Annotated in this window: 8 protein-coding genes; all 8 read right to left on the reverse strand. The window is 53.7% G+C overall.

Annotation, left to right across the window (positions count from 1 at the left end; all coding sequences use genetic code 11):
• Nucleotides 1–3: 3 nt before the first annotated feature.
• Nucleotides 4–2,529: a sodium:solute symporter family transporter gene (locus tag CCY01nite_RS02585; protein WP_186830864.1), complete on the reverse strand. Its 2,526-nt coding sequence runs from the start codon at nucleotides 2,527–2,529 to the stop codon at nucleotides 4–6.
• A 6-nt stretch (nucleotides 2,530–2,535) separates the two neighbouring features.
• A complete protein-coding gene (locus tag CCY01nite_RS02590; RefSeq protein WP_146857737.1) occupies nucleotides 2,536–3,642 on the reverse strand; it encodes a sialidase family protein in 1,107 nt (368 codons plus the stop codon).
• Nucleotides 3,633–5,135, reverse strand: coding sequence for a RagB/SusD family nutrient uptake outer membrane protein (locus CCY01nite_RS02595; protein ID WP_186830865.1), 1,503 nt, complete (start codon nucleotides 5,133–5,135; stop codon nucleotides 3,633–3,635). The genes CCY01nite_RS02590 and CCY01nite_RS02595 overlap by 10 nt, the downstream gene beginning before the upstream one ends.
• Before the next feature lie 19 nt (nucleotides 5,136–5,154).
• The gene (locus tag CCY01nite_RS02600; protein WP_146857739.1) at nucleotides 5,155–8,139 is read right to left on the reverse strand and encodes a SusC/RagA family TonB-linked outer membrane protein; all 2,985 of its coding nucleotides are present in this window, start codon (nucleotides 8,137–8,139) and stop codon (nucleotides 5,155–5,157) included.
• Between the two features lie 13 nt (nucleotides 8,140–8,152).
• Nucleotides 8,153–9,283, reverse strand: coding sequence for a sialidase family protein (locus tag CCY01nite_RS02605; RefSeq protein ID WP_186830866.1), 1,131 nt, complete (start codon nucleotides 9,281–9,283; stop codon nucleotides 8,153–8,155).
• 256 nt (nucleotides 9,284–9,539) lie between these two features.
• Nucleotides 9,540–10,235 (reverse strand): FadR/GntR family transcriptional regulator, encoded by a 696-nt coding sequence (locus tag CCY01nite_RS02610; protein ID WP_146857740.1) that lies wholly within the window; start codon nucleotides 10,233–10,235, stop codon nucleotides 9,540–9,542.
• A 127-nt stretch (nucleotides 10,236–10,362) separates the two neighbouring features.
• Complete coding sequence (locus tag CCY01nite_RS02615) at nucleotides 10,363–11,796, reverse strand: TolC family protein (protein WP_146857741.1); 1,434 nt, start codon at nucleotides 11,794–11,796, stop codon at nucleotides 10,363–10,365.
• Entirely contained in the window at nucleotides 11,789–14,956 is a 3,168-nt protein-coding gene (locus CCY01nite_RS02620; protein WP_146857742.1) for an efflux RND transporter permease subunit, read from the reverse strand. Before CCY01nite_RS02620 ends, CCY01nite_RS02615 begins: the two co-directional genes overlap by 8 nt.
• Nucleotides 14,957–14,977: the final 21 nt, after the last annotated feature.

Raw genomic sequence — 14,977 nt, forward strand, 5'->3', positions numbered from 1 at the left:
GTTTTATTTTTCTTTTAATTTATCGTTGATAGTATACCAGGTCAGGCCCTGCAATTCCTTCTTGCCGGGCAGCAGGCAGCTCGCGAGGTAACCGATGATATAGCAGCTTAAAAATCCGATGGCGCTGTACAGCCAGAAGCTGAGCGGGGTCAGGGTTTTCACGGCATACAGGATGATGCCGCTGCTGACAGCGCCGATCAATGCCCCGGTGGCGTTAGCCCTGCGGGTGAAAATGCCGAGCAGGAACAATGCGGCGGAAGCGCCGATGAACAGGCCGGTGATCTCCTGGAATACGTCCAGGATGGAATTGACATCCATAAAAACCAGCGCCAGGGAAAGGCCGGTTGCAAATACGCCCAATATCACCGTGGCGATCCTGGCAACGCGGGCAGTTTGCCGCTGCGTGATGTTCTTTTTATACCGGCCGTAAAAATCCGTTGTAAAAATGGTGGCTACGCTGTGAATAGAGCCTTCGAGCGTGGACATGGAAGCCGCGAAGATTGCGGCGATGATCAGTCCGCTCAGCCCTACAGGCGCTTCCTGCGCAATGAACATCGGGAGGATGCCGTCCGCGGCGATCGCCGGATTGAGCTGTTCAGGATGCTGTTTGTAAAAAATATACAGCGCTGTACCCAAACCGTAGATCACGAACGCCCAGGGCACAGACACCGCTACGTCCGCCCACACGCTCCGCTGCGCCTGCTTCAGGCTGCTGGTGGTCATATACCGCTGTACCACGGCCTGATCGCTGGTGAGGTTGCCGAGGCGGATGAAGATATTCCCGATCAGGATCACCATCAGCGAAGAAGAGGTAAAGCTCCAGTCCGACTGCCCCAGGCTGAATTTCTGATCGGCGATCCCCTGCGTAAAGAAATCCGCCACTCCGCCATTCAGCCCGGCGATGGCCAGGATGATGCAGATCACGGCTCCTCCGAACAGCAGGATGGCCTGCGCTACTTCGATCCAGATGACGGCTTCTATGCCGCCGACAACGGTATACACCGTGCTCAGCACGCCCATGATCAGGATGCAGGTAATGGTATCCAGCGGCGTTACAGCCGCCAGCGCTAATGACGGAAGGTAGAGCACCAGCCCCATGCGGGCCAGTTGATAGAATACGAATACGGAAGCGGCGAAAAGCCTTGCACCGGCGCTGAAACGCTCTTCGAGATAATGGTAAGCGCTGGCTACATTGATCTTCCGGATAAAGGGGATGTACGCGCGGGTGACGATCGGCACGGCGATGAACCAGGTAAATACGCCCGCGAAATAGGCCCAGTTCACCGCATACGCCTTGGCGGGTATGCTCATGAACCCGATGGCGCTCACCTGCGTGGCCATGATGCTGATGCCCGCCGCCCAGTACGGAATGTTCTTGCTTCCAAGCAGGTAATCGTCCGCCGCCTTTTTCTTTCTTGAAAAATAATAACTGATCAGCGCGAGCCCCGCGAGGTAAAGTATCAGCGTGCCGTAGTCGATCCAGCCGAACCGGCTTTTCTCCCCCGCTGCCTGCAGTGTTGCTACCTGTATCCGGCTGGTGCGTACGCCGGGGCGCAGCTCTCCGCCTGCCAGCAGCAGCTTGTTGTGCCAGCGTACCGCGGTGGCGCCGGCTACGCCGGAAGGCATGTCGTTCAGTTGTATCCAGGTGTTGGTGATGGTGTGGTAAGCCAGCACATTTGCGGGCATGTGATAGTTATCTTTCAGTTCGATGGCTTTGCCGGCATCATGCCCGTCCGATCCGCTGAACAAAACAACATGCGTCTGGCCCAGTACTGTGGCGGCGCTGAACAATGCTGGTCTCGGCAAAGGTTCCAGCGTTTTCCATTTATTGCGTCTTCCATCAAACTCATAAGCATCTTTCAGATATCCATCTTTCCCTTTTCCACCGAACAGGTAAAGGCAATCGTATTCCCCGTTACTCTGCGCCACCATTGCAGCGCCAAACCTTGCAGTTCCGGGCCACGCAGGCAACGTTTGCCATTGCCGGGCAACAAGGTCCAGCCGCCAGAAGGCTTGCTGCGGTTGATTACCAGCGTCCTGCCCGCCCGCGATATAAACATGATTGCCCAATCTTGCAGCGGCTGAAGAAGACAGCGGAACAGGCAATTTCGGAAATGTGCTGTCGATCGTCACCTTGCCGGAGAGGGGATCAAAGCGGAGTAAAAACACCCGGTCAGATATTCCCTCATCACTCAGACCACCCATCACCAGCAGCCCCCCGTCAAGATCCACCACCGCCGCATTCGCCAAAGGAAGCGGCAAGCGGCCTGCCTCCCTCCATTGCATCGTATTGGCGTCGGTCGTTATATAGATCCTGTCATGAATATTTTTTTGCCCGCCTTCCTGTATCGGCCCGGAAAAATTGCTGCCGCCGGCAACGATCAGCGCGCCGTTGCTGGTACCCGCGATGACATGTGATAAACCCTCTTTTACAGGCAGCTCCTTTGTTTCATTCCACAACAGCCATTGCGCCTGTAAGGGCACAACGAAAAAAAGACCAATGCATAGTAACCATATTCCTTTCATCATCATTCTTTATTTTTCCAACAGCCATTTCAAAGGGAAGCGCGCCAGCGAAACCGTGTCGGGCATGTGTTTGCTTCCACCGTGACCATAGAGGCAAATAATATTTTTGTCCGGCAGCACGGCCAGGTCAGAATAGGTGGAGCCGCCTTCCTGCAATAATTTTTTCACGGGCCAGGTACTGCCTTCGTCCCGGCTGAGCCGGATGGTGAGGTCGCGCCGCTTTTTAAGATCAGCGGGTTGGGATACCAGTATGACGTTCGGTTTCATGGCGTAGCGTACCAGGCCGATATCGCAGACAGCGCCGGTAAGCCCTTTGACGTATTCCATGCCGGAAGACCAGCTGAGACCTTTATCCCGGCTGACCACTTTTGCCTGGTAAGCACCTTCGTGGCCGGTATACGTGCGTCCGATCAACATCACATCGCCATTGCGCTGCTCCACGATCTGCGATTCATTAAGCTCCCCTGCAGGCGTATCTCCCCCCACCTGCCATGTTTTGCCATGATCGTCACTGTAAATGCAATTGACGCCGTACTTCCGCTCTTTGGCAGCAAACGAAATGGACTTCCGGTGCCAAACGGGAACGAGTAAACGTTTATTTTTCAGCTGAATGCCATGCCCCGGACCGGGCAGGTGAAACGTCCATTCGTGCTGATTACCGGCGAACAATGAAGTGATTTCCGTGGCTTCCGACCAGGAAAGGCCATCATCTTTACTGCTGATGTAAAACACCTGTGTACTGACATTCTGATGGTTCAGCGCGTAAAAAAGGAACAGCTCTTTCGTCTTTTTGTCCTGCACGATCGTGGGGTTTGTCCATGACTGCCCGTTTTTGCTTTCCAGCAATATTCTCGATTCCGAAAATGTATTGCCGCGGTCCGTACTTCGTTTCAGTACGATGTGATGCGCGCCGTCGTCTTTGCTTTCCGTTATCCGCGCTTCGGCAAAGGCCAGTATGGTCCCTTTCGCGGTAACCGTGAGGCCGTACACAAAATGCGCGTGAATGCCGTTCTCGTTTGCTTTCCACAGAACGGTCCTATGCCGACTATTCTGCGCCTCCGCCAGCAAAGCGCAGGTTGCCAGCAGCAGTGTTGTGACGATCTTTTTTATTTCCATTCCGGGTTCTGTTTGATCTTGGGATTGAGCAGGATTTCATTGGCCGGTACCGGGAAAAGCAGGTGCTTGTCCTCAACAGGATATTCAGGATGTATGGCCTTGATGGTTTGCACGAGCCGTTTTGTTCTCACGAGATCGAACCAGCGATGGCCTTCAAATCCAAGTTCCAGCACTCTTTCTTCCAGCACCGCGTCGCGGAAAGTTTCTTTCGTCAGGCCCTCCAGGTCCGCCGGTGTAGCGGAAGGATTCACGCCGTCCCTGTTCCTCGCTCTTTCCCTGATCGCATTGATCATGTCATACGCTTCCGTGGTGGGACCGGAAATTTCATTCAGCGCTTCTGCTTTCATCAGGTATACGTCCGCCAGCCGCAACACTACAAAGTTGCCGGAGAATGCGCCGGCATCGCGGGTAGTGGCGGTTTTGTCGATGTACTTTTTAGCGGGACTGGGATACGGCACCGACAGCTGCTGCCAGGTGACGGTGTTGCCGTCCTTGTCAGGCCCCGAAGTGTAGAAGGTACATTCTTTCCGGTAATCGTCATCGGGATATTTATTGAAATAAGGAATTTCGCAAGCGATAGACCCGCCGTCGGAGGCAGTCTGTCCCGGAATCACAAACATTCCTCTCGGTAGCGAGAACGCGCCGAAGATGCTATGCTCGCCAGAGGAGATCAGCGTACGGTCGCCCTGCCATTCGAACAGCGATTCCCGGTTGAATTCATCTTCCGCGCCAATTGCTTTTTCGTAGTCCGCCAGCAGTTCATGCTGCGGCATGGCGATCACTTCGGTACAAAGGTCCGCGCATTGCTGATAGTCGCCGGCCTGCGCCGCCACGGAGGAAGCTCTTGTTAAATATACTTTCGCCAGTAACGCCTTGGCGGCGCCTTTCCTGGCCCTGCCGTTCTGATTGGTGGGCGCGAGATGCTGCCCGGCATATTCCAGGTCCGTGATGATCTGGCCGTATATATCACCGACAGGCGATCTTGCGATGTCCACTTCGCTGAGCGCTTTCACTTCAATGATCACCAGCGGCAGATCGCCCCACAGCCTGACGCCATAAAAATAACACAGCGCGCGTAAAAAGTGCGCTTCCGCAAGGTATTGCGTTTTCAGCGAATCGTTCATCTGGATGCCGGCTACGCGGTTGATGACGATGTTGGACGCATTGATGGCGGCGTACATATTGTTCCATACGCGGGACACATCGCCGTTGTCCGCCACATAACTGAATTCATCCAGCGGTTTCTGCGCGGCGAGCGTGGGCGCCAGCGCTTCGTCAGATGCATACCAGGTGAGGTACTGCAATCTTCTGGCAATGAAGGTTTCGCTGCCGCTGCCGAGTGCGTCGTAAGCGCCTGTCAGCGCAATGAATGCATCTTCCGCGGTCTTATAGTAATTCTCCGGCGCCAGGAAGCTGTTGGGTTCCTCCGCAAGGAACTTCTTGCAGGAAGTGAACATTACGCCGGCCAGCACAAAAAGGAATATATGTTTCATGATCCGATCCATTTTTTTGTTAAAACTTCAGGTTGATACCGAACATGAGCGTAGTGGCGGTGGGATAGTCGCCTCCGCCATCGGGATCGTACCCTACGTAATCTGTTTTTGTCCACAGGTTCTGCCCGGAGAGGTATACGCTTGATCCGCCGAAACCGGGCACCAGTGAGGATGAAAAAGTATAGCTGAGCTGCACGTTGCGTATTTTCAGATAGGAAGCGTTCATCAGCTGGTAGGTGGATGTGAGGATGTTGCTGTAGCCCGCGCGGGGGATGTTGCTGTTGGGATTGGAGGGGGACCACCTGTTGAGGAGGTTCACGGATTTGTTCCCGCTGTCTGATGGATCGGTGAGCCCCGTGTTCTCCACGCGGTCCGCTCCCGCGGCGCCTTGCAGGAATACCGTCAGGGAAAAATTCTTGTATCCGAATACGCTGTTGAAGCCGTAAATAAATTCCGGCAATGAATTACCCATCACGATCCGGTCATCGGCATTCAACAATCCATCTTTATTTACATCCCTGTATTTTGCATCACCCGGCTTAACATTCGTCTGCGCGGACTGTGCGTCGATTTCCGCCTGGTTGTGGAATACGCCGTCGTATACATAACCGAGGTAGTTGCCCGGAGGATAACCGACGAACAAGGTAGTGGAGGTGGCGCGGCCAAGGGAGGTGACCTGCGGTTTGTTGCGGGCGAAATTCACGTCGGCCGTCCAGGTGAAACCGCCGGTGAAGATGTCCCCGCCGAGGTTTACTTCGAAGCCTTTGTTCTGCAATCCGCCGGTGTTGTACAAAGCGCTGCTGTACCCGGAGTATGCCGGGAGGTCTACGGTGAAGAGAAGGTCGCGGGTGTCTTTTTTGTAATAGTCCGCGGTCAGGCGCAGCCGGCTGTCAAACAGTGCGAGGTCTATCCCGATGTCCCATTGCGCGGTCTTCTCCCATTTCAGTTCACCGTTGGCTAGCCGTGTATGTCGCGCGGCGGGATACAGCTTGTTATCGAAAACGTAAAAATTGGAGGTGGTGACCGTAGCGAGCGATTGATAACTGCCGATCTCCTGGTTGCCGGTGAGCCCGTAACTGCCCCTTATCTTCAGATCGGAAACAAACTTCACATCTTCCATAAAAGGTTCTTCGGACAAACGGTATCCCAGCGCCATGGAAGGGAAATATCCCCACTTGTTGGCGGCGCCGAATTTTGAAGAACCATCCGCGCGGAACGAGGCCGTCAGCAGATATTTATTATCGTACTGATAATTGATCCTGCCGATAAAAGAGGCCATCGCCCATTCATTCAACGAAGAACCGATAATGGTGGAGCCGGTGGCGCTGCCGATGGAGTTTACGCCCAGCCGGTCGTCCGCAAAGCCGGAAGGCTCGGTGGTGGTGCTGAAGTCCTGCTCCTTCTGCCACGTAAAACCGCCGAGCAGTTCCAGGTTGTGTTTTTCACGGAAAGTCTTTGTATACCTGACCGTATTTTCATTGAGTATATTCGTCACCTTTCTTTCACCGATCATGCCCAGGCCGCCGAGCAACCCGCCAATGTAGGTGGTAGCGCGGGGATAATATTCCTGGTTGTTGCGGCTCATCAGGTTGATGCCGATCAGTGAGCGGAAGGTGAGGTTTTCTATCGGCTTGTATTCCAGCGCCATATTTCCCAAAAGGTTATCTCCCGCCAGCTTGTTTTTGATCGTCAGCAAGGAAGCAACGGGACTTTCGGCTTTTGCCGCATTGTACCAGTAATCCACATAGCTGCCGTCTTCGTTAAACACGGGAACGGTGGGAGAAGTAGCGTATATTTTCTCGCCGACGGACCTCACGTTGCCGCTGCCGGCGCCGCTGGTGGGGACTGATTTGTTGACCGTTCTGCTGAAGGATAACGACTGCGTGAACTTGACCTTTTCACTGAGTTTGGCATCACCGTTCACGCGGAAGGAATATCTTTTCATATTTGAATTGATCACGATCCCGTCCTGGTTGAAATAGTTTCCGGAGATGAAATATTTCAGGTTGCCTTTTCCGCTGGATAGGGAAACCTGGTGATTCTGGATGGCGGCGGGGCGGAACAGTTCATCCTGCCAGTCCGTTCCCTTTCCGATGGCGGCCGGATCAGGGAAAGGCGCCGGCAGATTGCGCGATGCGGCCCAGTCGTTCAGGTATTCCGCATGCTGTTGTCCGTTCATCAGGTCCAGCTTGTTGGCGATGGTCTGCACACCGTAGTAGCCGTTGTAGTCTACGGACATCTTGTTGCCGGAACCGCGTTTGGTGGTGATGATGATCACGCCGTTCGATCCTCTCGATCCGTAGATAGCGGTGGCGGAAGCGTCTTTCAGCACCTGGATGGATTCAATGTCGTTTGGGTTCAGTGAAGCCAGGGCGTTGGTAGGCGTAAAGGTGCCATAAGAAGTGCCGGAAGGATCTTTGCTGTTATTGTAAACCGGCACGTCGTCAATTACAAAAAGCGGTTCATTGCCGGCGTTGAGGGAACTGGCGCCCCTGATCCGGATGTTCAGCCGGCCGCCCGGAGCGCCGGAGGACTGCGAAACGTCCACACCCGCCGCACGGCCCTGTATCAGCTGGTCCACACTCACGGCAGGCTGGTTTTTAATAGCCGCTGAGGAGATGGACGAAATGGAGCCGGTGATATCTTTCCGCTGTTGCGTACCATATCCCACTACCACTACTTCCTGCATGGCGGAAGATTCGGCTTCCATCACTATGTCGATCGAAGATTGCCCGTTGATCTTTACTTCCTGTGTTTTAAAACCTACATAGGAGATCACGAGCGTGCCATTCGGGTCTGTTACGCTGATCCTGTATTTTCCGAGAGTGTCCGTTTTGGTGGCGTTACCCGTTCCCTTTTCGAGTACGCTTGCTCCCGGCAGTTTTTCGCCGTTTTGTAAAGCCGTGATGGTGCCCGTTACTACCCTTTTTTTCTCCTGGGCCTCCGCCGGGAGCATGTATGCCATGCAGAGCATCAGTAACGTGGAAAAAAATCTCTTTTTCATATCGTAGAAAGTTTTACTGTTGTGGTCTGTCAGCCATCAGTTGATCCGTTTCCGTTAGTGAGAAGCGGGTGCAGACGATTGAATTTTTATTTTCTCCTGGTCTGTATTTTATGTACGTGGTGGCTACAAATGTTCTGTCCGGCAGCAGTTCGAGGCCGCTGTATCCGCAATCCCAGGTTTTGTAGCTGTGTAATAGTTTCAGGCGGTACTGGCCGGGATTGCCCTGGAGGATGTCTTCATATTTTCCTACCCACGCCACGTAGCTGTTTTTGGTAGGGCTATGCGGACCGGTATCCCTGAAAACGATCACCAGTCTTCCGTCTTTATCATATTTTGCTTTGTGGCGATCCCCCCATAATGCTTCCGGCAGAGGTTGGGCGGATGACCATGTTTGGCCTTCGTCCGCGCTTGTCATGTACAGTGATATCTTCTTTTCGTTTTCGCGTATCAGGCAAAGGAGCTGGTCGCCTTTGGGCGACCGGATGATTTCCGGCTCGCAGGGTTTCAGGCCGGCGGTATCCAGAACGGTGCGTAGCGGCCCCCAGGTGAGCCCGCCGTCTGCTGAAATGCTTTGCGCGAGGATGCATGATTTCTTTTCCACCTTTTCGCCGGGTCTTCTCCTGTTGGTCATGCCCAGCAATTTCTTACCGCCGTCTACAGGTATGATGGTGCAGAACGGCATGCCCACCGGCCCTACGCCATTGCTGCGCATCGGGCTCCAGGATGTTCCGGAAAAGATGGCTTGCTGCATGTTCTTATCGGGGCCGCTGCCGGCGAATGTGATCAGGTTGAGTTGTCCATCGGGAGCTGGCAGCAGGTAAATGGCGGGACAATTCACCGCGGTGATCCAGTTGGACGGTATGGGTTGGTTGGCCCATGTACGTCCGCCGTCGCCGCTTATTTTGGCCGGGCCGCATTTGCCGCCGTGGCCGTATGTCCATACGCAGTGAATGGTTTTTCCGTCCGGCATAAGCGCTGTGGTGGGCTGGCCATTGTATAGCTGAGGAGTTCCCTGCGCAACGACCACCTGGCGGGAGGTATCGGCGGAGAGATCTATTAGAGGCGGCAGGGACGTTGTTCCCGGGCCGGGGAGTGTTGGCAAAAGAAGTCCTGTAAGCAGGAAATACATGCTTATACTCATCATAACTGTGGAGCTTGAAGTTTGTGCTGGTTAGTTATTTAATGTTCAATATGTCCTACATATAGACAAAGGAATAGATTATTTTCAAGTTTTCCTAATTTTTCTTGGGAAGAATTAATTGGCGGGGGATGTGGGCGCGCGTTGTTCATTGACTGCGCTGGAAGAATCAATTGCCGGAAGACAGGAGCATGCGCTGTTTATCAACTGCGCTGGCATTGCCTCAGGCAGGGCGAACGGGTTCTTCAGGTTTTAAAGAGGATTATTTCAGGCGGTCAAAATGGGGTTTGAGATGTGCGTACATGCCTTTTTTGAAGTCTTCCTTTGATCCGTTCCGCAGGATGGACACCAGCCCCCGGTGATCGATCTTGCCGCTAACAGGTTTGTCCACCAATGCAATAACGTAGGCAAAAACCGGCAGCAGCATGATCTGGAATCTTTTGAGCGTGCTGTTGCCCGTCATTTCATATAGCTTGCCGTGAAAGGCGATCTCGTTTTTTACCAGGAAGGACTTATCCTTGTTGATCTCGTTGTTGGCAATCTGTTCCAGCTCATCGATATCGGCTTCCGTCATGCGTACATACAGCAGGTCCGCCAGCCCCATTTCCAGTACCAGCCTCAATTCAAAAATATCTCTCAGGGTGGTATCGTCGATAATGAGCGGGTCCAGCACACGTTCGAACGCCTGTAAAATATCCGGACTGGCCAGCACCATTCCTTTGCGTTTGCGGGTTTCGATCATGCCGAGCATCCGCAGGCGGCTCAGTGCTTCCCGCACTACGTTCCTGCTGACGCCGAGAGCCTCCGCGAGATCTGTTTCCTTGGGGAGCGCGTCACCGGGTTTGAGCGACATTTTTTTCAGGTACTGCCGGAGCTTCAGTTCCACATCATCCGCCATGGTATTGGCCTTCACCCGCCCCAGGTTCTTGCTCAGGTCGTTTATAAGCGATTCGTTCATTCTCTAGTTGCTTTGCTATTATGTTCTACAAATATACAAAAAGGTTCATCGGAAGATAAGGATAAGTAAAAAGTCATTAACAGCCACCCCAAGGCAGCCGTTAATGACTTGCAATTTTTAAAATGATCTAATTCCATCCCCCACCTAACGCCTGGTAGATATTCACCACGGCATTCATCCGCTCCTTCTGCGTTTCCACCAGCTCAAATTTCGATTCCAGTGCATCGCGCTGCGTCATCAGCACTTCCATATAATCGGCCCGTGCTGATTTGAAAAGGTCATTTGAAATGGCGATGGACTGGGTGAGCGCTTCCACCTGTTTCGATTTCAGATCGTAACTCTTTTTCAGGTTACTGATCTTCGCCAGTTGATTGGCGACCTCCACGTAGGCATTCAGGATAGTGCGTTCGTAGTTATAAACAGCCTGTACCTGCTTTGCATTGGCATTGTAATAAGTGGCCTTGATCGCGTTCCTGTTGACAAGCGGTGCCACAAGGTCTCCTGTCAGCGAATACAGCAGCGATTCGGGCGTCTTCACGAGATAGGAAGGATTGAACGCCTGGTACCCGATGGCCGCGGAAATACCCAGGGAGGGATAAAAGCGGCTCTTCGCCACCTTTACATCCAGCTTTGCCGCGGCGAGGTCCAGCTCGGCCTGTTTGATATCGGGACGATTAGCCAGCAACTGCGAAGGAATGCCTGCATGAATGGCATCGGGTATTGCGCGGTTAAAAGCTTCATCGTTCCTTTGAACGGGAGACGGAAACCTGCCTGTCAGGAAGTTGATCCGGTTCTCGGTTTCGGTGATCTGCTGCTGAATGCTGTACTGCAGGCTGCGGGTGCTGTAGACTTCCGCTTCAAATTTACGTACAGCCAGCTCCGTTACCCGGGTGGCTTCCTTTTGCAGTTTTACGATTTCGAGCGCGTCGTTCTGTATATCGATGGTCTGCTTTACAATGCTCAATTGCCTGTCCAGCGCCAGCAGCTCATAGTAAGAATTGGCGATCTCGGCGATCAGGTTCGTTACCAGGAAATTCCTGCCTTCAATGGAGGAAAGATACTTGCTGACGGCTGCTTTCTTCGCGTTCCGCAGCTTGTGCCATACGTCCAGCTCCCAGGTAGCGTAAGCGGCCAGCAGGAAATCTGGCAAGGGTTCGGGCATTTCTTTTCCGGGCTTGATGTCGGTCGTAGCTTCACTGGCGCCGCGACTGGTATACCTTCCCACTTTATCCACGCCGGCGCCGGCCTTCAGGCCCACAAAGGGCAGGTACTCCCCTTTCCTGGCCCTGATCTCGTTCCGCGTGATCTCTATCTCCTGTAAAGTGATATTCAGTTCCTGGTTATTCTGCAAAGCCGTATCGATCAGCGCCACCAGGTATGGATCGTTGAAATACGCTTTCCATTTCACTTTTGCGATGTTAACGGTGTCCTGCGAATCGCTGTAATGCGCGGGGACCGATCTGTTCTCTGTTCTGCCTGTCAGCTCCGGAATTTTACAGGCGGCATAAGTAAGGCAGATGCAACTAATACCTATGTATCTATATATGCTGTGTCTAAACATTATGATCAATTTCTTCTGTTAATGGATTTTCATCTTCGTCCCTGATCAGCTTCCGTCTCGCTGCAAGCTTGCCGAACACATAGTACAGGCCCGGGATCATGATCACCCCGGCGATGGTGCCGATGAGCATACCGCCCGCGGAGGCCGCACCGATGGTGCGGTTACCCAGCGCACCTGGACCTGTGGCAAATACCAGCGGGATCAGGCCGGCGATAAAGGCGAGCGATGTCATCAATATCGGCCGGAAACGCACCCTGGCGCCCTCTACCGCGGCTTCCAGTATGGGCACGCCGGAACGGTGCTTCTGCACGGCAAATTCCACGATCAACACCGCGTTCTTACCAAGAAGACCAACGAGCATCACCAGCCCCACCTGCGCATAGATATCGTTCGCCAGCCCCATTACTTTCACCAGCATGAATGCACCGAACACACCTGCCGGAAGCGAAAGCACTACAGCCAGCGGCAACCAGAAGCTTTCATACTGCGCGGCCAGGATCAGGTACACAAACGCCAGCACCACCAGGAAGATGTACAATGCTTCGTTGCCCCGTTCCGTTTCATCCTTCGAAAGACCTTCCCAGTCGATATCATACCCCCGGGGCAACGTTTCCTTCGCCACTTCCTGTATCACCTTCGTGGCTTCACCGCTGCTGTATCCAGGCGCGGGCTCGCCTCTGATCGCGGAGGAAGTGTACATATTATAGCGCGTGATCTCGTTCAGACCATGCGATTTTTTAATCGTCATAAAAGCCGAATACGGCACCATTTCGTCCCGGTCATTCTTCACGTAAAGTTTCATCAGGTCGTCCGGCAGCGCCCTGTACTCGGGAGCGGCCTGCACGTATACTTTGAGCGAAGTACCGAAGCGGATGAAGCCAAGCTCATAAGTACTGCCTATCAAAATGGAGAGGTTGTCCATCGCCTTGCCGATGGACACGCCTTTCTGCATGGCCGCTTTGTTATCGATCTGCAATTCGTATTGCGGATAGTTGGCGCTGAAGAACGTGAACAATCCCGTCAGCTCCTTGCGCTTCTGCAGCGCGGCCATGAACTGATCGTTCACTTTTTCCAGGTCCCGGTAATCATCGCTGTTGGTTTTGTCCAGCAGGCGCAGGGCAAAACCGCCTGCCGCGCCATAGCCGGGCACCGCGGGCGGGCCAAAGAACTCGATCGTGGCGCCGGGTATCTCTCTTGATTTTTCTTCCAGCTCTTCGATGATCTCGGTTACTGAATGTTTGCGTTCGGACCAGTCTTTCAGGTTGATGAGGCAGGTGCCGGCGTTGGAGCCGCGGCCTTCCGTCAGCACTTCGTAACCCGCCAGCGCGGAAACGGACTGAATGCCTTCCACATGCTCAGCGATCTCCTGCAATTTCCGGGCGAGGTCGTTGGTCCTTTCCAGCGTGGAGCCCGGAGGCGTTTGTATGATCGCATAGATCATCCCCTGGTCTTCATTGGGAATGAAGCCGGACGGCAGGTTCCGGGAGATGCCGAGGATGCCCGCGCCGAAAGCCAGCAGTATGCCAAAGGTCACCACCCGTCTGTTTACGATCAGCTGTAACAGCGCTGCATATTTGCCTGTCAGCTTTTCGAAGCCGCGGTTAAAGCCATCGAGAAACCGGTCTATGATCGTTTTCTTCTTGGGTTTTCCATGATTGTTCTTCAGGATCATGGCGCAAAGCACCGGCGTGAGCGTTAACGCCACAACGCCTGAAAGTACGATGGAAGTGGCCATGGTGATGGCGAACTGCCGGTAGAAGATGCCCACGGGGCCGGACATGAACGCCACCGGAATAAACACCGCCGCCATCACGAACGTAATGGCTACGATGGCGCCGCTGATCTCGTGTATCACTTTCATGGTGGCCTGGTACGGCGAAAGCCCTTCCTCCTCCATCTTCGCATGCACGGCCTCTATCACCACGATCGCATTATCAACGACTATACCGATCGCCAGCACGAGCGCAAACAGGGTGATCAGGTTGATGGTGAGCCCGAATAACTGCATGAAGAAAAAGGAGCCGACCAGCGATACGGGCACCGCCAGCGTAGGGATGAGTGTGGACCGCCAGTCGCCAAGGAATATGAACACTACGATCGCTACCAGCACAAAAGCCTCCGCCAGCGTATGCACTACTTTTTCAATGGAGGCGTTCAGGAAGTTGGAAACGTCATAGCTGATCTCGTAATCCATCCCCGGCGGAAAGGAGCTGCCCTTGATCTCTTCCAGCTTCTCCTTGATCCTTTTGATCACATCACTCGCATTACTGCCATAGGTCTGTTTCAGCACGATCGCTGCCGATGGATGATTGTTGAGATTGGAATAGATATCGTAAAATTCACTGCCAAATTCAACATCCGCAATGTCTTTCAGGTAAAGGATCTCACCGTCAGCATTGGCGCGGATGATCACATCTTTATACTGCTCCGGCTTGTTATACCTTCCCGGATAGGTCAGTACATATTCCAGGGCTTCCGAGCGCTTGCCGTCGCTGCGGCCCAGCCTTCCCGGCGATCCGATGATGCTCTGGCTGCCGAGGGCTTCCATTACCTCCTCGGTGGAAACGTTGTACGCCCGCATCCTGTCCGGCTTCAGCCAGATACGCATCGCATATTGCCGGCTGCCGAGAATTTGTGCGCTGCCGATACCTTTTACCCTTCGCAGTTCCTGCAATATGTTGATGTTGGCATAGTTGTAGAGGAAGTTCTCGTCCGCCTTCGGGTCCTTGCTGTATACGTTCACGTACATCAGCATGTTCGGCTGAAGGATATTCACCACGATCCCTTCACGCTGCACCAGCGGCGGCAGCCTGCTGGTCACCTGCTCGATGCGGTTCTTCACGTTTACGACCGCCTGGCTCGGATCGGTCCCCAGTTCAAACACTACCTGTATGTTGGCTTCACCGGCGCTGGTAGCGTCGGAGGTCATGTACTTCATGCCGGGCACGCCGTTCACGGCTTTCTCCATCGGGATGAGCACAGACTGTACCAGCACATCCGCGCTGGCGCCGGGATAAGCTACGCTCACGATCACCCTCGGCGGCGCAATGGAGGGGAATTGTGAGGTAGGTAAAGAATAGATGGCCAGTACGCCCATAAAGATTATGACGAGCGATATCACGATGGCGAACACCGGCCTTTTCATGAATATGTTAAACATTCTCTTGCTTTTTTAGATACT

Origin of the sequence: Chitinophaga cymbidii (assembly GCF_007992715.1) — a bacterium.
GTDB lineage: Bacteria > Bacteroidota > Bacteroidia > Chitinophagales > Chitinophagaceae > Chitinophaga > Chitinophaga cymbidii.

What these genes read in the sequence shown, in the direction of transcription:
- CCY01nite_RS02585 (WP_186830864.1), bottom strand. Translation starts at nt 2,529, where the DNA reads ATGATGAAAGGAATATGGTTACTATGCATTGGTCTTTTTTTCGTTGTG.
- CCY01nite_RS02590 (WP_146857737.1), bottom strand. Translation starts at nt 3,642, where the DNA reads ATGGAAATAAAAAAGATCGTCACAACACTGCTGCTGGCAACCTGCGCT.
- CCY01nite_RS02595 (WP_186830865.1), bottom strand. Translation starts at nt 5,135, where the DNA reads ATGAAACATATATTCCTTTTTGTGCTGGCCGGCGTAATGTTCACTTCC.
- CCY01nite_RS02600 (WP_146857739.1), bottom strand. Translation starts at nt 8,139, where the DNA reads ATGAAAAAGAGATTTTTTTCCACGTTACTGATGCTCTGCATGGCATAC.
- CCY01nite_RS02605 (WP_186830866.1), bottom strand. Translation starts at nt 9,283, where the DNA reads ATGATGAGTATAAGCATGTATTTCCTGCTTACAGGACTTCTTTTGCCA.
- CCY01nite_RS02610 (WP_146857740.1), bottom strand. Translation starts at nt 10,235, where the DNA reads ATGAACGAATCGCTTATAAACGACCTGAGCAAGAACCTGGGGCGGGTG.
- CCY01nite_RS02615 (WP_146857741.1), bottom strand. Translation starts at nt 11,796, where the DNA reads ATGTTTAGACACAGCATATATAGATACATAGGTATTAGTTGCATCTGC.
- CCY01nite_RS02620 (WP_146857742.1), bottom strand. Translation starts at nt 14,956, where the DNA reads ATGTTTAACATATTCATGAAAAGGCCGGTGTTCGCCATCGTGATATCG.